The following is a 19,670-nucleotide window of genomic DNA, read 5'->3' as shown; positions in this document are numbered from 1 at the left end:
AAATCCTATGAATTCAGTACTGGATATGCAGGCCTTAAAAGCTGCAACAGTTAACACCGTACCTTTCCCTTTTTTCAAGGTGGAGCGATCGATCCGTCAGGATGTGCTGGAGCGTGTGATTGGTGATTTCCCTGACATCGGTGACGGGGGCAGTTTCAACGTTGATGATGTGTCAGTAAATCCTGATTTCAAAGCGTTCCTTGACTCCATCGACAGTCCAGAATTCAGACAAGTTATTTGTGAAAAGTTTGATGTCAAAGTGATGGATCTACCGATGATGATGACCTTAAGAGGCTATTCACGACAAAAAGACGGGCGCATTCACACAGACTCCAAAACCAAGCTGGTCACCATTTTAATTTATCTGAATGAAAGCTGGGATGCTGCCACGGGACGCTTACGAATTTTAAATAATGCACAGGATATGGAAGATTATGTCGATGAAATTATTCCCGGTCCTGGCTCATTAGTCGCGTTTAAAGTGACTGATAACTGCTGGCATGGCTATCCTAGTTTTGAAGGTACACGCCGCTCTATCCAGATAAACTTTCTGACCAGCGAAGCCGCTGGCAACAAACATCGTTTTTTTCACAAATTAAGCGCCAAGCTTAAAAACTGGTTGAGAAAACGCAAAGTAAAGGCGGTTTAATCAATGTCCTATCTTCAGGATCCGCGGGTTTTATTCGCTGCAGAGCGCACATTACTCGCCTGGAATCGCACTGGATTGACGTTTATCATGTTCGGTTTTTTGATTGAACGTTCAGGTTTATTGATTGAAGTATTAGCAAATGGTCAGGAACACTTGAACACCACCATGACCTTTGTCATCGGCCTGGCGTTTATTCTACTTGGCAGTGTGACCACCGTGTATGCTGCCAGACAATTTCAGCGTGTGTTAAAAACACTTGGGGAATCTGAATTTCCCGAAGGGTATCGGACGCAATGGGGCGTCATTGTTAGTTTAATTGTTGCATTGCTGGGTAGTCTGTTGGCTATCAGCCTGTTCCTCACCTACAATTGAGTCCCATGATATGTCTAAATGGTTATTACTAAGTATTGCTATTATTGCCGAGGTCTTCGGAACCAGCTTTCTCAAAGCTTCTGAAGGGTTTACCCGATTCTGGCCATCTGTAGCTGTTATCGTAGGTTACATCGTCGCTTTTTACTTTTTAGCTTTATCATTAAAAGTCATTCCTGTCGGTATCGCCTACGCGATCTGGGCAGGTATCGGAGTGGTATTAATCGCTTTAATAGGTTGGATTGTGTTTAGTCAGAAGCTGGACACCCCTGCCATCATTGGCATTTCAATGATTTTAGGCGGCGTAGTGGTGTTAAATGTCTTTTCCAGTAGCTTGACGCATTAAACTCTTCAAGTCAGCCTTATTTCAGGAGATAGTTTCCAGCAGGATTCGGGGTATATCCGCCCTACTGCGTTAGAAATGACTTATGTAGAATACCAACACCTCACGCCCACTTGGACAAAATAAGCTTCCAGCAGTGGTAGCTATGACACAAACCCAAGCATGATGTATTTCTGCTTTAAAAAGCCCAATGCAGGGCATAACTTTTCGGATTTTTTATGAGCTCGTCAGACCCATCGCAAAACAAAATTGAAAACGGCCCATTAATGGATTCAAATTCATTGGGTCATGCATTACGTTACGTATTTGCTGGCCGGCTGGCGTTGCCTGATGGACATTTACCAGAAGCCCAACATATCGTCCCGAACGATTTTGTTGGTGTGGGCGTCACCACCTCCGAGGATCCCGCTGTCGATGATTATATTCTGCAGCAACTTGCTGAGCTGCAGATTAAACAGGTCCGCCTCGATTACACATATGGTGATGAAGGTGGCCCGGTAACACGGTTACTGGAACGGTTACTGGCGACCGATATCAAAGTGCTATTACATCTGGTTCAACCCTTTACTGAAGCGCAACAAATGAAAACCGGCAGCGCACAACTGCGCTGGCGTGAATTTGTGCAAACCGCCGCCAGCCGGTTTGGGTCACGAGTCACAGCGATTGAAGTGGGCTCAACCAGTAACCGTCGTCGCTGGGCGGGTTATGACACCGAAAGTTTTTTTAATGCCTGGCGGATTGCCTATGAAGAAATAAAATCCCGTCATATCAAAATTGCCGGACCGAATATTTCTGATTTTGAACCGTTGCATAACATTGCTGTATTAACCCGCTTACGTCGTGATAATCAATTACCCGATATCCACACCAATAATCTGTTCAGTGAGCGGGTGACCGAACCGGAACGCTTTGACCATCGTATTTTTGGTACTAAGCTCGCCATGCGTTTGAAAGTGAATCTGGTCAAAAAAGCACGGATTCTGAAAAAGATTAGCAATGATTTTGGGGTAAACGAATTTATATCGCCAGCAGCTTTCTGGACTTTGCCAAGGATTCGGCGGGTATTGGTTAACGGCGAAGAAAAGCAAGCAGATTATTTAAGTCGTTACCTCACTTTACTCGCTGCTTCCGGTGCGATGCAGCAGGCTTATTGGGGACCATTCATTTGTCATCGAGAAGGACTGATTGATGACGGTTATGAGGTTTACCCTGAGCTGGAACGCATTACGCATTACCGCTCAGTACTGGGAAAACGCGAGGATTTCCGTCTGCGTCCGTCATTTTATGCGATGCAGAATTTTATTCGATTGATCCCTGGCAGTTTGTATGAAGGGCCATTAGCGACGGCCGAAGCCATTGAAGTTCATGCATTTCGAAACAACGATAAATTAATCCATGTGTTATGGACCGCAAACGGTCAGGCAATGCCAATGCATGCCTTATATGCTCCTGCACAACTGGAGGATGTTGAGATTATTTCCCGTGATGGAACGACTGTCAGTGAAAAACCCGAGTTTGTCACCGAAACTCCCGTATTCCTCTGCTGGTCATCTGATACAAAAATTCAGTTAAAAGCAAGTCCTAAGGCCCGGGAACGCATATCATTATATCGTCATGCCCCTGGTAAAAATTTGTACGGATTTGAGCAGGATGGCTGGAAAGGTGTACTGATTGCTGAAAATGCTTCACAGGCAGAAGAGCTGAAACTGAAGCTACACCCGGCCTATCTTCCCAAAGCAACCGAAGCAAATACCTTACGCAAAGCCCGAAATATTATCTGGCGTATCGATAATCTGCTGGATCAAACCGTTGTCGCAAAAAAACCATTACGTATGCCAGCACATAAACGGCTGCTTGATAAATTTAAACCGTGTAAGTCCAGACGCAGCTGGAATGCCGCAGCCGAATTATTACGCCGAGGAATTCCCACAGCTCTGCCTATCGCCTACTTTGAACAGGCAGATGATAAAACACTGACTGAAAACTATTATCTGTGCGACATGGTTGATCATGACTTTTCCGCCAGGGATATTTTGACGGCATTTAATGAAGGTGCAACCGACTACCAGGGTGTCAGAGAAGACGATTTATACGAGCAACTCAGTCAATTCCTGTTGGATTTGCATGGGCGTGGGGTGTTTTTCCGGGATTTGGCTGGCGGGAATATCCTGATAAAAAAACAAGCCGGGGATAAACTGGGCTTTACGCTTATCGATATCAACAGGGCGCGTTTTTTCAACCGTAATGCGACATTATCCGAGCGTTTGTCGGATCTCACGCGGATTTGCAACAAACTACACTGGTCAGGGCGGGAAAAACTGGTTGGACATTATCTTCAACATACCAAGTATAAATTGCCGTTTAACTTCCGTTGCCGTTTACCGTTTTACCTTTATGATTTTAAAGTTAAATTCAAACGTCGCTATGGACGCAAGGCTATTAAACGCCTGTTCACTAAACTGCGTGGCAACCATTAAAAGCCGGGGACTTTTATTCAGTAACAACTCGGCGTAGATTGAGGTCTGTTGATCATTAACGATAAATAGATCAACAAGCCCTAGAGTTCTGCTAATTAAGGAGAACCTGCAATGACGCTGGAAAATGTTACTTTTGTTCTCGGCTGGACCACATTTCTAAACTATCTGGCATTGATATTCTGGTTTACGCTTTATGCTGTAGGCAGTGACAGAATTTACCGGTTACATAGTCGTTGGTTCGTCATGACTCGAGAGCAATTTTCACAACTGCATTATCTAGGCATGATGGTTTATAAATTAGCCATTTTTTTGTTTTTGCTGGCACCTTATATTAGCTTGAAATTTGTGCCATCATAAGCTCGCCTGTTACGGGCTGTTGATGGTTCAACTTCAACAGCGGTGGTGACTCTGCAAGAGCAACAGGCCCAGATAACCAATTATTTTCCCCAACTTCATCTCAACTGATGCCGTCAAAACATGCCGGTAGCTTTTGTGCGTGAATAAACTTGTTTAATGGAGTTTATTGTGAATTCACAACCTGACATTATTATTTCTGAACTTGATTACAGCCGTATCGACAATTTATTGCGGGCTACACCAGGCATTGCGACAAATATCAAATCAGCATTGTTAACCGAACTCGAGCGTGCAGAGCTGGTTGCTCCAGAACAGATTCCGGCAAATGTGGTGACAATGAATTCTCAGGTAAAATTTTCAGTTATCTCTACCGGGGTAACTTTTACGCTGAAATTGGTCTATCCAAAAGATATGGATGACTCTGGTAACACCATCTCAATTTTAGCGCCGGTCGGCAGTGCCATGCTGGGATTGAAAGAAGGCGATGAAATTGACTGGCAGGATGGTCAGGGTGGAATGTTACAAGTCAGAATTGAAACCATAGAATATCAACCAGAGCGTGCAGGTGAATATCACCGATAACTCTGATCAAATGCATCTGGAGTTTACTATGTTTAAAAAGTGGCTGGCCCTGCTGTTGATTTTGTTTTTCAGTGCTTGCAGTACTGAAGAAGCTGATGAACGTCACGTGATTATTGACGATTTTCCGGCCAGCTACAGCGGCACTTTGCCCTGTGCTGATTGCCCGGGTATTGATTATCGTCTCAATTTATTCGCAGATAAAAGCTATTATCTGCAAATGCATTATCAGGATTCAGGCGAAAATTCGACCTTTTATCAACTGGGGCAATGGCAGCAAAATTCGGATCAGTTGAGGCTGCTTTCGGACGATCCACAGCAAACAGCTTTCCAGATTGAAAAAGATGGCAACATTCGTCTTATGGATCAGGAGTATGTTTTGATTAACAGCCCTTTGAATTATGAACTTCAACGGGACAATGACTTTTACGCGGTCTATCCGAACATGCAGTTTCACGGTATGTACAACTATATGGCAGATAGCGGAGTCTTTAAGGAATGCCTTACCGGTCAGCGTTGGTTTGTCGCCCAGGAAGCGGATAACGCAGCACTTGAATCGCTGTATCTGGAATATATTGAAGCGCCTAATCAACCAATATTAGTTGAAGTAACCGGTTACCTTGAACCAAGAGCCAACAGCGATACTGGAATATTGCATCCAACGTTGATTGTCACAAAGGCCGATGATATATGGCCTGGAGAAACCTGCGGTCAATTAGGCTTCAATGAAAGTTTGCTGAATACATACTGGAAACTGACCCGATTGAATGATGAGCCCGTTGACGTTTATCAGGATCAGCGTGAACCCTCGCTTATTTTAGCCACTGAAGAGAATCGTCTATCGGGATCGGATGGCTGTAATCGAATCATGGGGACTTATCAACTTCGTGAAGACAAGCTGAAATTCAGTCGTATTGCCAGCACGATGATGGCGTGCCCTCAAGGTATGGAAACGGCTCAGGAAGTTCATTTTATGCTCGAAAAAGTGCGTTATTGGCAAATTGAAGGACAACATCTTGAGCTGGCTGATGTGGAAGGTAATGTGATGGCTCGATTTGAAGCAGTACATCTGCAATAACCATGAAGTTAATCTTTCGCGGATCGAATATTCTAGAAGCCCATATTGTTGCAGGCTTGCTGGATGCGCATGGCATAGAATCACATGTTGCAGGACATTATCTGCAAGGCGCGGTAGGCGACTTACCTGCTACTGATTTCGCCCATGTATTGGTAAATAATGACGATGTCGAAGCAGCAGAAAAACTGATTCGGGATTATGACGCCGGTAAATTTGCCAGTGGTGAAGACGATGGATCTTAATTAGGCTGAAAAAAGCTTTTAGCCTGCGCAGAATCGATATGGATCTGTTCAATCAGCTGTTCCAAACTGGCAAATTTCTGTTCTTCACGCAGTTTTTTCAGAAAATAAACCTGTACGTGCTCACCATAAATATCACGTTTAAAATCAAAAAGATGCACTTCAAGTAGTGCCTTATCGCTACCTGAAATAGTGGGTCTGACACCAATATTGGCCACACCATTTACCGGCTCTTCATCAATGCCATAAAGTTGTACCGCATAAACACCGTTTAACGGTACTTTTGCTCGATGCAAATGAATATTGGCTGTCGGATACCCCATTTTACGTCCACGTTTATCACCATGCGCGACTCTGCCACTCATCCGGTAAGGACGACCTAATAACTTCTCAGCCACTGCCAAGTCACCGTCCTGCAACGCTTCGCGAATTCTTGTACTACTAACTCGCATGTCATCAATGGCGAAAGTATGCATGTTAACAACCTGAAAACCCTGCTGTTTCCCTACTTGTTGCAATAAGGCAAAGTCACCCTGTCGATCTTTACCAAAACGAAAATCATCACCAACAACCAGGTAACGAACATTCAGGCCTTCAACCAATAATTTCTGGATAAAGGTTTCGGCCTGCATTTCAGCTAATTGACGATTAAACCGCAACACACAAAGTTTCTGGATTGAGTAAGCTCGTAGCGCCTCAACCTTTTCACGAAACCGCGATAATCTGGCCGGTGCTTTTTCCGGCACAAAATATTCAAACGGTTGCGGTTCAAAGGTGATGACCACCGCGGGCAAATTAAGCATATCCGCTTTCATTGCCAATTGCGTCAGTACAGCCTGGTGCCCCAGATGTACACCATCAAAGTTACCAATCGTCGCCACGCATCCTTGTGCAGGATCGGGCAAATTGTATAAGCCGCGGATGATTTTCGGCATGAATAGTTCAGTGTAAAAGGAAAACACAACAGACTAACGGGAAATTAGCAAACATTCCAGCGGGCATGTAAGCTTCGATTAACTTATAATGTGTCGTTAACGCGAGATTTGTACAGAGGCCAATATGGTGGCAAAACGCAAAAAACTTGAATATGAAGCGGCAGTCAGTGAGCTTGAATCACTGGTAGAACGCTTGGAAAAAGGCGATATCAGCCTTGAAGAATCATTAAAACTTTATGAACGCGGCGTATTACTTACCCGTGATTGTCAGGAAGCATTACAAGCTGCCGAGCAAAAAGTACAAATGTTATTACAGCAATCCGGCCAGTCTGCTTTAGTGGATTTTGATCCAGACTCCGAGGCATCGTGACAAAAACGTTTTCGCTTTCTGACTGGATGTCTTCGCACCAGCAACGCATCAGCCTGGCTTTGCAACAACGATTACCCAATCAAAACGTTATAGCCGCTGCACGGTTATCTGAAGCCATGCACTATGCAACGTTGAACGGAGGGAAACGTTTGCGGGCCATGTTGGTTTATGCAACAGGTGAGGCATTTAATGCCAATACTGATGCCCTGGACTCAGCGGCCTGCGCCGTTGAGATGATTCATGCCTATTCCCTGGTTCATGATGATATGCCAATGATGGATGATGATGATTTGCGCCGAGGTAAACCCACTTGCCATAAAGCCTATGATGAAGCAACTGCTTTATTAGTGGGTGATGCATTGCAAAGTCTGGCGTTTGAATGTCTGACCGAAAACGATTTGCCGGCAGATCAGCAAATCGCTATGGTTAAATGCCTGGCACAGGCTTCCGGTGTTATGGGAATGGCCGGTGGCCAAGCCATCGATCTGGCTTCAGTGGGTAAACAACTTAACCAAACAGATCTGGAAGCCATGCATTTATTGAAAACCGGCGCTTTGATCCAAGCCAGTGTTTTGCTGGGAGCTTACTGTGGTAAAAATTACAGTTCGATGGATTTAAAACATCTCAACAATTATGCCGCAGCTATTGGCCTGGCATTTCAGGTGCAGGACGATGTATTGGATGTGATCGCGGATACTGTTACCTTGGGGAAACAACAAGGTGCAGATATTGCTCGAAACAAACCTACCTACCCCGCTTTAATGGGACTTGAAGCCGCCCAGCAAAAGGCGCAGATGCTGGTGAAAGAGGCATTGACAGCATTGAATAATCTCGGAAATGAATGTTTAGCTCTGCGGGCACTGGCAACGTTTGTCGTGCAACGAACCTTTTAATCACATTGATTTAACATGACAAGTTTACTTGCACAAATCGACTCCCCTGCCCAATTACGTCAATTAGAACGTAAACAATTGGATCAATTAGCGATCGAAATCCGCGAATTAATAATTGATCAGATTCAGCAAACGGGTGGACATATTTCGTCAAATTTGGGGGTTGTCGAGCTAACATTGGCTCTGCACTATGTGTTTAACACCCCTGAAGACCATTTGGTCTGGGATGTTGGTCACCAGAGTTATGCTCATAAAATCCTGACAGGACGACGAGACCAACTGCATACCATGCGTCAACCCGGAGGACTTTCCGGTTTTCCCAAGCGCAGTGAAAGTGACTATGACAGCTTTGGTGTCGGTCATTCCAGTACATCAATCAGCGCCGCTTTAGGCATGGCGATTGCCGCTCGGGCCAGCGGCTTACCAAGTCGTTCTGTGGCCATTATCGGTGATGGTGCACTGACAGCAGGTCAGGCATACGAGGCGTTGGCTCATGCCGGTGATCTGAATGCTGACATGCTGGTCGTACTCAATGACAATGAAATGTCGATATCCAAAAATGTGGGTGGCATGGCTAATTATTTAGCCCGACTACTTTCTGGTCGTTTTTATCGCTCTGCCCGCGAAAGCAGCAAGAAAATGCTGGAAAAAATTCCGCCTGCGTGGGAGTTCGCAAGACGTACCGAAGAACACGTCAAAGGCATGATGGTGCCAGGTACGTTATTTGAAGAAATGGGGTTCAATTATATTGGCCCGATTGATGGCCATGATCTTGACACCTTGATTACCACGTTAAGCAATCTGCGCAACAGCAAAGGTGCTCAGTTCCTGCATATTGTGACCAAAAAAGGTAAAGGCTTCGAACCTGCTGAGCAGCAACCCTGTAAATATCATGGTGTAAGCCCTGCCAATAGCAATAAAAAATCCGGTCCAACCTTTACCCAAGTATTCAGTCAATGGCTGTGTGATATGGGAACAGCTTCTGAAGATCTGATTGCGATTACACCCGCTATGTGTGAAGGCTCCGGTCTGAATGCTTTTGCTGAACGGTTTCCAGAAAGATATTTTGATGTCGGCATTGCAGAGCAACATGCCGTGACGTTAGCTGCAGGCATTGCTTGTGAAGGCAAAAAACCGGTAGTTGCCATTTATTCAACCTTTCTGCAGCGCGCTTATGATCAATTGATTCATGATGTGGCTCTGCAAAACCTGCCGGTGTTATTTGCTATTGATAGGGCGGGATTGGTAGGCGCTGATGGGCCAACACACGCCGGAAGTTTTGATTTAAGTTATCTGCGTTGTATTCCGAATATGCTGATAATGACACCCAGCGATGAGAACGAATGTCGGCAAATGTTAACCACCGGATATCATCATAATGGCCCTGCCGCAGTGCGGTATCCTCGCGGTTGTGGCAACGGTACGGCGATTGAACCACAACTGAATAGCTTGCCCATCTGTAAAGCACAAACCCGTCGGACAGGCAAAAAGACCGCCATTCTGGCTTTTGGCACCTTATTGCATGCAGCACTTGACGCTGCAGAGCAAATTGATGCCACAGTGGTGAATATGCGTTTTGTTAAACCATTGGATACCACGCTACTGGATGAAATTGCTGCCAGTCATGAATTGATTATCACTATTGAAGAAAATGCACTGATGGGTGGAGCTGGTAGCGCGGTAAATGAATATTTTCAACAGCAGGGTATTGAGACAAATTTGCGGATGATGGGCTTGCCTGACCACTTCATTGAGCATGGTGATCATGGCCAGATGCTCAGTGCCTGTGGGTTGGATGCAAGTGGCATTATCGATACCATCAATCGTTATTTTGCGTAATAATAGCCTGTTCGATAGGTTAATTCCCGAGTATAATAGTCAACATTATGAGCGCCACCTATACCTTAAAAATTCTGGCTGATTTTGCCTCTGCACATACCCTTAGGGACTACCCTGGGGATTGTCGTCGCATGCATGGCCATAATTGGAAACTTGAAGTCGAAGTCACTGCCAATGCACTTAACCAGCATGGTATGGGCATGGATTTTAAAACCATTAAAACGGCGACTCGTGAGTTAGCAAAAACACTGGATCACCGTTATCTGAATGATATTCCACCGTTTGATGAGATTAATCCTACGGCAGAAAATATCGCCCAGTTTTTTTACCAGCGCCTTAGCGATACGCTAAACACCGACACAGCCAGAGTCTCTGGTGTCACGGTATGGGAAACCGACCGTGCCTGTGTCAAATATAGTGAGGATTAACCCGAATCATGACCGATCAAAACAAGCCAATAGCTGCAGCAGAAATCGAAGACGTTCAGAACATCAAAGATAAACGTCACATTGCGATTGATAAAGTTGGCATAAAAGATATTCGCCATCCTGTTGTGGTCAGTGATCGCACTACCGGTGAACAGCACACTGTTGCCAATTTTAATATGTATGTGAATCTGCCACATCAGTTTAAAGGCACACATATGTCACGTTTTGTTGAGATTCTTAATCAACATGAACGTGAAATTACCGTTAAGTCATTTCATACCATGTTGGGCGAAATGACTGAGCGTCTGGATGCTGAATCCGGCTACATTGAAATGAGCTTCCCCTATTTTGTAAATAAAGAAGCACCGATTTCAAAAGTCCGCAGTCTGATGGATTATCAAGTAAGTTTTATTGGTGAAATTGTTGCCAAGAAAACCAGCATGACTGTCAAAGTCATTGTGCCGGTTACCAGCTTGTGCCCATGTTCAAAAAATATTTCGGATTACGGTGCACATAATCAGCGTTCACATGTCACATTGACCGTGAAAACAGATAGCTTTATCTGGATTGAAGACTTGATTGATCTGGTAGAAGACGAAGCGTCATGCCAAATCTATGGTTTGTTGAAGCGTCCGGATGAAAAATATGTCACCGAGCATGCTTACGACAATCCGAAATTTGTTGAAGATATGGTTCGCGACGTTGCAGCGCGTTTAAATGCCGATAGCCGTATCAAAGCATATACAGTCGAATCAGAAAACTTTGAATCGATTCATAATCATTCAGCCTATGCGTTGATCACTCAGGGTTTTGATTGATTTACTGAAGATGCCTTTTACTAATTAAGCCAGTTGCACCCGCAACTGGCTTTTTTATTTGACTAGAATTTTTGGCGTAAATCCAGCCGTTCGCCTTTGCGTTCCATATCAAACGCATTCAGAAAACTCATTCCCAATAAAGCCCGTTGTGGTTCTGGACCATCAATCACGACAGCCGCAACATTTTCCAGTGAAATATCACCTAGTTGCACTGATTCCAGTTCGATACTGTAAGCAAGTTCAACACCAGAAGCAGTTCTGACACCAATCTGGTTCGCGTTAAGATAATCTAAGCCTAACCGTTTTGCAGTCTCACCATTTATAGCAATGACTGATGCTCCAGTATCCACCATAAAATCTACTGTATATCCATTAACTGAACCACTGGTCAAATACATCCCATTGGTCGGCCATATACTCACTACAGGCATTTCAACAGGGGCCGAATACATAGCACCAACCCGATTATTCAGTTCAAATACACCCTGCCTGCCTGCAATATCCAATATTGCCTGATTGCTGTTTGCGCTGATTAAGGTCACGCCTTCCGGAGTTCGCTGTCCAACAGATAAAAAATGTTGCTGCTGATTAATTTCCAACACGGCATGGTCGCGATATAGCCCCATGACCAGAATCTGCAAATCCTGTGACCATACGTTCTGTGGAATACACAGTATAATGAACATTGATATTGTTACTTTATGCATTGTACCCACTCAACAAAAAGCCATTAACTGCAAACAGCATGACTGAATCAACTTACCCTACCGTGACCGGCATCATTCTCGCCGGTGGCGAAGCACGCCGTATGGGCGGTAATGACAAGGGCCTGATACCTTACGTAAATCAGCCGTTGATTGCGCATGTCATTCATCATCTTGCACCTCAGGTTGAGCAGTTGCTCATCAACGCTAATCGTAATATAGAGCGTTATCAACAATTTGGCTATCCTGTCATCAGCGATTCGCTTTCCGGCTTTCAAGGACCATTGGCTGGCATGCTGGCCGGAATGCAAATGGCAACCACCGATTATATTCTGACGGCTCCCTGTGACAGCCCCTCTCCCAGTCCGAAGTTACGACAACGCATGCTGGAGAGTTTATTATGCTCAGGTAAAAAAATCGCTGTCGCCACCGATGGCAAGCGTATTCAACCAGTATTTTCATTATTACACTGTGAACTGGCAGAGGATTTACAGAAATATCTCGCTTCTGGGGAAAGAAAGATTGATCGCTGGTTTAAGCAACAGGGAATGATTGAAGTAGATTTTTCTGACCAACCTGAGAGTTTCACCAATTTCAATCATCCGGAAGACCTGCAATCACCTGCCTTGTCCTGTTCAGTACCTATATTGGGAATTGCCGCATTTAGTGGCACTGGCAAAACCACCTTACTCACCCAGTTGATTCCTAAACTTCGCTCTGCCGGAATACGCTTAGCGGTTATAAAACATGCGCATCATCTATTTGATATCGATCAGCCCGGTAAAGACAGTTACCGAATTCGTGAAGCAGGTGCCAGTCAGGTACTAGTGGCCTCCCGAAAACTGCTGGCACTGATGCAAACCAATGAAAATGAACAACAAGAACCACTTTTATCCGACTGTCTGGCGCGTCTGGATTTAGAAAATTTGGATTTGGTTCTGGTCGAAGGCTTTAAACAGGAAGCAATACCGAAGCTGGAATTACATCGCGCAAGCATTGGTAAACCTCTGTTGTTTCCGGATGATCCCAATATTATTGCCATTGCCACTGACTCCGAATTGACAATTGAACCTCAAATACCCGTATTGAATTTAAACGATTTGGACGCCATCCTGAACTTTATAAACAACTATATTCGGCAATACCACCATGACTGACTTTACGCCCCAACCAAGCTGCGCCACTCCTGAACCCGTTAACACTCTGAGAGTGGAAGACGCCAGAGAGAAAATTCTGCAGCAGATATCAGCAATCAGCTGCTGGAGAAAAGTCGCATTGCGCGATGCGCTGGGACAGGTATTACATGAAGATGTGATTTCACCGCTATCCGTACCTCCGCATGCTAATTCGGCAATGGATGGTTATGCGGTACGTGGCGAAGATTTGAAGCATCAATTAATCTCATTAAAACGGGTGGGCAGTGCCTTTGCTGGCAAACCTTTCGACAAAACCGTTCATACCGGTGAATGTGTAAGAATCATGACGGGTGCAATGATGCCCGAGGGTTGTGACACGGTCATCATGCAAGAACAAGCTGAAGTTAATAATGATCTGATAACGCTGCACGGGGAACATCATAGCGGCGAAAATGTGCGACTCGCCGGAGAAGATATTCAGACCGGCGCTGTGGTGCTTACTGCAGGACGTCGAATTACCTCAGCCGATTTAGGCTTACTGGCGTCATTGGGATTTGCAGAATTAAAGGTTCGTCGTCGAATTCGGGTGGCATTTTTTTCTACAGGGGATGAACTACGTTCGCTTGGCGAAACATTGAACCCCGGCGATATTTATGACAGTAACCGTTATACCTTGCATGCCATGCTGACACGTCTGGATGCTGAAATCATCGATATGGGAGTCGTTACCGATAATCCCGACACATTACGTGAAGCTTTGCTGCAGGCCGCCAAGGAAGCCGATGTGGTGATTACCTCTGGTGGCGTGTCAGTGGGTGAAGCCGATTATGTTAAGCAATTGCTGGATGAACTCGGCGAAGTGCATTTCTGGAAAATCGCAATGAAACCCGGTAGGCCGCTTGCTTACGGCAAAATTGCAGATGCTCATTTTTTCGGTCTGCCCGGTAATCCGGTTTCGGTGATGGTAACTTTCTATCAGTTTGTACAACCTGCTTTACACAAGTTGGCGGGTGCTATTTATCACGCGCCAATGGTATTACAGGCGATTGCAGCTGAGAATATTCGTAAGCGTCCCGGACGTTTCGAATTTCAACGGGGATTATTACGCAGCAATTCTGCCAATCAATTGGAAGTTACGATGACCGGCGAACAGGGCTCCGGCATTCTGCATTCCATGAGTCATGCCAACTGTTTTATTTTACTGGATGAAGATTGTGACGGTGTGGCTGCCGGTCAATCTGTCACCGTGCAACCCTTCGCAGGTCTGATCTAATGTCTGAAAATCAATTGAAACAACAACACGAATTCAACAAATTACATAAACGGCTACGCCGCCAGGTCGGCCAGGCAATTGCTGATTACGACATGATTCAGGATGGCGATAAAGTCATGGTATGCCTGTCAGGTGGTAAAGACAGCTACACCATGCTCGATATTTTGCTGAATTTACGCGATCACGCACCAATTGATTTTGAGTTGATTGCGGTCAATCTTGATCAAAAGCAACCCGGATTTCCAGAGCATGTATTGCCAGAATATCTCAGTAAAATTGGTGTGCCATTTCATATTATCGAAAAAGATACCTACAGCATTGTTAAGGAAGTGGTTCCTGAAGGCAAAACCACCTGTGGTATTTGTTCGAGACTACGTCGTGGATCGTTATACGGTTATGCGCGTCAGCATGGCATCACAAAAATCGCCTTAGGCCATCATCGTGACGATATTATTGAAACGCTTTTTTTAAATATGTTTTATGGCGGCAAGACCAAAGCCATGCCGCCCAAACTGCTGAGTGATGATAAAACCAATATTGTTATCCGACCGCTCTGTTATGCCAAAGAGTCGGATATCACCCGCTATGCTGAAGCGAGAGCCTTCCCAATCATTCCATGTAATTTATGTGGCTCTCAGGAAAATCTGCAACGTCAGGTGATTAAGGAAATGCTGCAAACCTGGGAGAAACAGCATCCCGGTCGTGTTGAAAATATTTTCCGTAGCATCCAGAATGTGGCCCCCTCCCAATTGGCAGATCAGCAATTATTTGATTTTAAGGGACTTGAGCAATTTCGCCTCGAACCAACAGGTGATGAAGATTCGGCCTTTGATGAGCACATCATTCCTGCATTAGCACGAGTGTAATTTCTTAATACCAGCATAGTAAGTTATGCACTTTCCGATGGATTGTTACAGTGCTCTTACAACATACTTTGCTAAGTCATTGAATGTACACAAAACAACCATATATTATTGATTTTAAATGAATTTTAAATATGGTTATTTTTTAACCATTTAGTGCAGCTCTGTTAAAGAATAATGACTTAGCGATTTTCAACAATGTTAACCACAGACTTATCCACAGAAATTGTGAGTAAGTCGCTAAGCCATTGATCATCACTTTTAACTAATTGACTAGCAGGCTATTACAACAACAAAAATGAATATTTCAAATATTAAACACTGAAAGAATCAAATAGCAGGATGATTTAAAGTTAGCTGTGTGAAAAGCAAAAATAAATTTTTATGGCACAATCTTTGATTTTTAATGCTGCCAATCGCAGTAAGTTATTCACTTTTTCCTAAATTGTTACAGTGCTGTTACAACAAGTTTTGCTAAGTTGTTGAATATACAAAATTGTTACGTAACAATTTGATTTTATTACTATTTTGCAAATGGTTAAATTTTAACCATTTTGAACAGCACTTTTATAGATTAACGACTTAGCGTTTTTCACCATTGTTACACACAGACTTATCCACAGAAATTGTGAGTAAGTCGCTAAGCCATTGATTGTCTCTTTTAAATGCCTGAGTTACTTAACGGGCGGAGTAAAATCTTCTGCAAATTCCAGTGCATTTCCATCTGGATCACGGCAGAAAAAAGCAGCCCGACCAGACTTGCTGCGTGAAAATTCTACACCTGCCTGTTCCAGCCGTTCGGCAAGTGCCTCAAGATCTTCGACAAGCAATGCGACATGACGATCCCGCCCTCCATGTTCCGGACGACCATCTGTCGAGTCAGGATTGGGTAATACCATCAAATGTAATTGTTGTTTGTTATCCAAATCCAGCCATGCGCCGTCATAGGCAAATTTAGGGCGATTCGGATTGAGAGGGATTTGCAAGACATCACAGTAAAACTTCAGCGACGTAGCTAAATCAGCCACCAGAAAACTGGCATGCGCTATAGACTTAATCATAAACAATTCCTGCAAATTAAAATAAAAACCAAGGGCTATTGCTCTTTTAGAGTCTCCTCTGAGCAGAGTCGTTTCTTTCAACCAGGCCTATTGGCGTGGTGTAACCATTCTACATAAGTCATTTCCAACACAATAGCGCGGAAAACAGTCCAAGACTGAAAGGGTGAAACAAAGTGGTTAATCAAAATAAATTGGCCGCAGGCTTAGCGATTGGCTTTTTCTACCTGAGCAATTCCGAATGCAGCAACAAAAATAAATGCCCCACCCAGCCATTCCTGAACGGTCATCATTTCTGTAGTGAGTAAAGCTGAGGAAATCGCGGCAACAATCAATTCAAACAACATGATAACTGCTGCCAGATAGACCGGCATTCTGGCCAGACCATATAGAACTGTCATTGTCATGGCGATGATAATTCCGCCCCCCACCAAAACAGCACTTAGCCATACAGATAGACCCACTGAGGGTAAGGAAGCCTGCTGTAATAGCAAAACGACTATTGATACTGCTACCACTCCCCACAAAATAATAGTGGTTTTTAAAGCCATTGGCACTGCAGCCAGCTTACGGCTTAACACATTATTTACCGCAAAACACAGACTGGCAAACAAGGCCAGCCAATCAGCCAGGCCATGTGGCCATGGAAATCCCACTTCGGGTCGCCATAACATTAAGACCGTGCCCCCCATGGCCAGCACAAACATAACAATGGCTGCCAGAGACAACTTTTCACCTAGCCACCAGCGTCCTAATATCACCGACCATAAAGGCGATAAATAAAACAATAGCATCACCCGCATTACCTGACCTTCATTCAACGCGACTAAAAAAGCGAGATTGGTCATACCAGCCGCCAGGGCCAGCCAAAGCAGATCGGCAGGAATATGTTTCCAGCGATAACGGTTTTTGATAAAAATCGGCAGACTGGCGATGCCTGCCGTGAGGTACATGATCAACGTCACCCAGACCACCGACATGCCAGCCTGTTCGAACAGGCGCATGGGATACCAGATAAGGCCCCACATGGTGGCAGCAAATAACAGACTAAGGATTGCCAGCTTGGATTCGATGGGATTTACAAAGTTCATAATGATGCTTATAACACGACAGTCAGTTGAAGCGTTATAATGGCCGGATTTTTGTTATCCGGCGATATGTATTAATGAATCCAGATCTGGCCCTTTTACACCCTTATCCTTTTGAGAAACTAGCCGAACTGCAGCAAGGTTGCCAGCCGCCAAGTGATCTGCCGCATATTTCGTTATCCATTGGTGAGCCAAAGCATCCTACTCCCGGTTTTATTACCGAAGCGGTCATCAGTCATTTGCATGGCTTATCAGTCTATCCAACAACAGCGGGTAGTATCGAATTACGCCATTCTATTGCGAATTGGCTGGATCAACGATTTCAGTTAGCGGGACATATCGACCCGTTATCGCAGGTTCTGCCGGTTAATGGCACCCGGGAAGCATTATTTGCCTTTGCTCAGGCGATTATTGATCGTCGTAAAGATCCACTGATTGTTATGCCCAACCCGTTTTATCAGATCTATGAGGGTGCGGCATTTCTGGCCGGAGCAGAACCTTATCTGCTTAATTGCACCGAAGAAACCGGCTTTGTACCCGATTTTGATGCTGTTCCCGCGAGTGTCTGGTCACGCTGTCAGTTGTTATATTTATGCAGCCCGGGCAACCCGACCGGTGCGATTGTTGATGCTGAAACGCTGACCAAACTGATTCAACTGGCCCATGAATATGATTTTATTATCGCGGCTGACGAATGTTATTCCGAAATCTATTTTGATGAAGCCTTACCACCAGTAGGTTTATTACAAGCAGCTGTGGCAGCTGGCTATACCGATTTAAGCCGTTGTGTGGTTTTCCATAGTCTATCCAAGCGCTCTAACGCGCCGGGATTACGAAGTGGCTTTGTGGCCGGCGATGCCAATATCATGAAATCCTTTCTGCGTTACCGTACCTATCATGGCTGCGCAATGCCACCATCAACCCAGTCTGCCTCTATTGCTGCCTGGACAGATGAAGCGCATGTAGCACATAACAGGCACCTGTACAGAGAAAAATTCGCAGCCGTACTCGACATTCTGTCACCAGTGATGAATGTCACCCAGCCCGAGGCAAGTTTTTATTTATGGGCAGAAACGCCGATTGCCGATACCGATTTTGCTCGCGGCTTATTTGATCAATATAACGTCACCGTATTGCCGGGACGTTTTTTAGCCAGAGATACCAAACAGGGTAATCCTGGCGTTAACCGGATCCGCATGGCATTGGTTGCACCTCAAGATGAGTGCGTCGAAGCGGCCATGCGGATCCGTGACTATATTGAAACCTTATCTTAATAATTTGGAGAAACCGATGAGTGATATCCAGCAGATTATCGAAACGGCATTTGAACGCCGTGCAGAAATCACCCCAGCCAATGCTGATGCGCAAGTACGTAATGCCGTCAATGAAGTTCTGGGAATGCTCGACAGTGGTAAAGCACGTGTCGCAGAAAAACAAAATGGTGATTGGGTCGTCAATCAATGGCTGAAAAAAGCCGTTTTATTGTCGTTCCGCTTGAATGATAACCGCCCGATGTCTGGCGGTGAAACACAGTATTTTGACAAGGTTGAACCAAAATTCGCTAACTTTACCGAAGCTGATTTTAATACTGCCGGTGTGCGTGTTGTACCTCCTGCAGCAGCTCGTCGTGGTTCATATATCGCACCAGGCGTTGTTTTGATGCCTTCTTACGTTAATATCGGTGCCTACGTTGATTCCGGCACCATGGTTGATACCTGGGCTACTGTTGGTAGCTGTGCACAAATCGGTAAAAACGTCCATTTATCCGGTGGTGTGGGTATCGGTGGCGTACTTGAACCTTTACAAGCCGGTCCGACAATCATCGAAGATAACTGCTTTATTGGTGCCCGTTCTGAAGTGGTTGAAGGCGTTATCGTTGAAGAAGGTTCAGTGATTTCAATGGGTGTTTACATTGGCCAAAGCACCAAGATTTTCAACCGCATGACCGGTGAAATAAGCTACGGTCGTATTCCGGCTGGTTCTGTAGTTGTTTCAGGAAACCTGCCTTCTAAAGATGGCAGCTACAGCTTGTACTGCGCTGTTATTGTGAAACAGGTTGATGAAAAAACCCGTGGTAAAGTCGGTATCAACGAATTACTGCGTGATATCTAAATAGATTGTAATTGGCGGTAACCGCTTTATAGCAGTTACCGCCTTTACCACTGCTCCACGGC

Annotated in this window: 22 protein-coding genes; 18 read left to right on the top strand and 4 right to left on the bottom strand. The window is 44.8% G+C overall.

All coding sequences use genetic code 11. The annotated features are described in order from the left end of the window. Positions 1–7 precede the first annotated feature (7 nt). From B4F66_RS08220 to B4F66_RS08185, 8 genes are all read left to right on the top strand, one after another. Positions 8–649, top strand: coding sequence for a 2OG-Fe(II) oxygenase (locus tag B4F66_RS08220; protein WP_292358056.1), 642 nt, complete (start codon positions 8–10; stop codon positions 647–649). Positions 650–652: 3 nt separating this feature from the next. Continuing rightward, positions 653–1,021 carry a YidH family protein gene (locus tag B4F66_RS08215; protein WP_292358055.1) on the top strand — a complete coding sequence of 123 codons (369 nt, stop codon included), beginning with the start codon at positions 653–655 and terminating at the stop codon, positions 1,019–1,021. Between the two features lie 10 nt (positions 1,022–1,031). Further along, entirely contained in the window at positions 1,032–1,364 is a 333-nt protein-coding gene (locus B4F66_RS08210) for an SMR family transporter (RefSeq protein WP_292358054.1), read from the top strand. A gap of 215 nt (positions 1,365–1,579) precedes the next feature. Then, positions 1,580–3,838 carry a lipopolysaccharide kinase InaA family protein gene (locus B4F66_RS08205; RefSeq protein WP_292358053.1) on the top strand — a complete coding sequence of 753 codons (2,259 nt, stop codon included), beginning with the start codon at positions 1,580–1,582 and terminating at the stop codon, positions 3,836–3,838. 111 nt (positions 3,839–3,949) lie between these two features. Beyond that, on the top strand, positions 3,950–4,195 hold the full coding sequence (locus B4F66_RS08200) for a DUF6868 family protein (protein ID WP_292358052.1): 246 nt from the start codon (positions 3,950–3,952) through the stop codon (positions 4,193–4,195). Positions 4,196–4,363: 168 nt separating this feature from the next. Continuing rightward, the gene (rnk, locus tag B4F66_RS08195; protein ID WP_292358051.1) at positions 4,364–4,777 is read left to right on the top strand and encodes a nucleoside diphosphate kinase regulator; all 414 of its coding nucleotides are present in this window, start codon (positions 4,364–4,366) and stop codon (positions 4,775–4,777) included. 28 nt (positions 4,778–4,805) lie between these two features. Further along, positions 4,806–5,852 carry an META domain-containing protein gene (locus B4F66_RS08190; RefSeq protein ID WP_292358050.1) on the top strand — a complete coding sequence of 349 codons (1,047 nt, stop codon included), beginning with the start codon at positions 4,806–4,808 and terminating at the stop codon, positions 5,850–5,852. 2 nt (positions 5,853–5,854) lie between these two features. Further along, positions 5,855–6,094 (top strand): putative signal transducing protein, encoded by a 240-nt coding sequence (locus tag B4F66_RS08185; protein ID WP_292358049.1) that lies wholly within the window; start codon positions 5,855–5,857, stop codon positions 6,092–6,094. Here B4F66_RS08185 and ribF read toward each other — a convergent pair. Beyond that, entirely contained in the window at positions 6,091–7,026 is a 936-nt protein-coding gene (gene ribF, locus B4F66_RS08180; protein ID WP_292358048.1) for a bifunctional riboflavin kinase/FAD synthetase, read from the bottom strand. The genes B4F66_RS08185 and ribF overlap by 4 nt on opposite strands. Before the next feature lie 124 nt (positions 7,027–7,150). Between ribF and B4F66_RS08175 the strand changes: the two genes are divergently transcribed. Genes B4F66_RS08175 through folE2 form a run of 5 tightly spaced genes read left to right on the top strand, consistent with a single transcriptional unit; the run spans position 7,151 to position 11,374 of the window. Further along, positions 7,151–7,396 (top strand): exodeoxyribonuclease VII small subunit, encoded by a 246-nt coding sequence (locus tag B4F66_RS08175; protein ID WP_292358047.1) that lies wholly within the window; start codon positions 7,151–7,153, stop codon positions 7,394–7,396. 26 nt (positions 7,397–7,422) lie between these two features. Beyond that, entirely contained in the window at positions 7,423–8,289 is an 867-nt protein-coding gene (ispA, locus tag B4F66_RS08170) for a (2E,6E)-farnesyl diphosphate synthase (protein ID WP_292358142.1), read from the top strand. 15 nt (positions 8,290–8,304) lie between these two features. Next, entirely contained in the window at positions 8,305–10,128 is a 1,824-nt protein-coding gene (gene dxs / locus B4F66_RS08165; protein WP_292358046.1) for a 1-deoxy-D-xylulose-5-phosphate synthase, read from the top strand. 47 nt (positions 10,129–10,175) lie between these two features. Next, the gene (queD, locus tag B4F66_RS08160) at positions 10,176–10,556 is read left to right on the top strand and encodes a 6-carboxytetrahydropterin synthase QueD (RefSeq protein WP_292358045.1); all 381 of its coding nucleotides are present in this window, start codon (positions 10,176–10,178) and stop codon (positions 10,554–10,556) included. Between the two features lie 8 nt (positions 10,557–10,564). Beyond that, the gene (gene folE2 / locus B4F66_RS08155; RefSeq protein WP_292358044.1) at positions 10,565–11,374 is read left to right on the top strand and encodes a GTP cyclohydrolase FolE2; all 810 of its coding nucleotides are present in this window, start codon (positions 10,565–10,567) and stop codon (positions 11,372–11,374) included. Positions 11,375–11,436: 62 nt separating this feature from the next. On the opposite strand, the gene B4F66_RS08150 is transcribed toward folE2, so the two are convergent. Further along, entirely contained in the window at positions 11,437–12,060 is a 624-nt protein-coding gene (locus B4F66_RS08150) for a retropepsin-like aspartic protease family protein (protein WP_292358043.1), read from the bottom strand. Positions 12,061–12,119: 59 nt separating this feature from the next. Between B4F66_RS08150 and mobA the strand changes: the two genes are divergently transcribed. Genes mobA through ttcA form a run of 3 tightly spaced genes read left to right on the top strand, consistent with a single transcriptional unit; the run spans position 12,120 to position 15,353 of the window. Next, positions 12,120–13,235 carry a molybdenum cofactor guanylyltransferase MobA gene (gene mobA, locus B4F66_RS08145; RefSeq protein ID WP_292358042.1) on the top strand — a complete coding sequence of 372 codons (1,116 nt, stop codon included), beginning with the start codon at positions 12,120–12,122 and terminating at the stop codon, positions 13,233–13,235. After that, positions 13,228–14,487 carry a molybdopterin molybdotransferase MoeA gene (moeA, locus tag B4F66_RS08140; protein WP_292358041.1) on the top strand — a complete coding sequence of 420 codons (1,260 nt, stop codon included), beginning with the start codon at positions 13,228–13,230 and terminating at the stop codon, positions 14,485–14,487. The genes mobA and moeA overlap by 8 nt, the downstream gene beginning before the upstream one ends. Continuing rightward, complete coding sequence (gene ttcA / locus B4F66_RS08135; protein ID WP_292358040.1) at positions 14,487–15,353, top strand: tRNA 2-thiocytidine(32) synthetase TtcA; 867 nt, start codon at positions 14,487–14,489, stop codon at positions 15,351–15,353. Before moeA ends, ttcA begins: the two co-directional genes overlap by 1 nt. A 671-nt stretch (positions 15,354–16,024) precedes the next feature. On the opposite strand, the gene B4F66_RS08130 is transcribed toward ttcA, so the two are convergent. Together B4F66_RS08130 and B4F66_RS08125 are read right to left on the bottom strand one after the other, a co-directional pair. Then, entirely contained in the window at positions 16,025–16,411 is a 387-nt protein-coding gene (locus tag B4F66_RS08130) for a VOC family protein (protein WP_292358039.1), read from the bottom strand. 203 nt (positions 16,412–16,614) lie between these two features. Beyond that, positions 16,615–17,499 (bottom strand): DMT family transporter, encoded by an 885-nt coding sequence (locus B4F66_RS08125; protein WP_292358038.1) that lies wholly within the window; start codon positions 17,497–17,499, stop codon positions 16,615–16,617. A 74-nt stretch (positions 17,500–17,573) separates the two neighbouring features. Between B4F66_RS08125 and dapC the strand changes: the two genes are divergently transcribed. After that, positions 17,574–18,770 carry a succinyldiaminopimelate transaminase gene (gene dapC, locus B4F66_RS08120; protein WP_292358141.1) on the top strand — a complete coding sequence of 399 codons (1,197 nt, stop codon included), beginning with the start codon at positions 17,574–17,576 and terminating at the stop codon, positions 18,768–18,770. A 16-nt stretch (positions 18,771–18,786) separates the two neighbouring features. Then, entirely contained in the window at positions 18,787–19,608 is an 822-nt protein-coding gene (gene dapD / locus B4F66_RS08115) for a 2,3,4,5-tetrahydropyridine-2,6-dicarboxylate N-succinyltransferase (RefSeq protein WP_292358037.1), read from the top strand. Positions 19,609–19,670: the final 62 nt, after the last annotated feature.

It is taken from the genome of Methylophaga sp. UBA3603 (assembly GCF_002375335.1).
Classification (GTDB): domain Bacteria; phylum Pseudomonadota; class Gammaproteobacteria; order Nitrosococcales; family Methylophagaceae; genus Methylophaga.
This window is presented reverse-complemented; position numbering and strand designations above follow the sequence as displayed.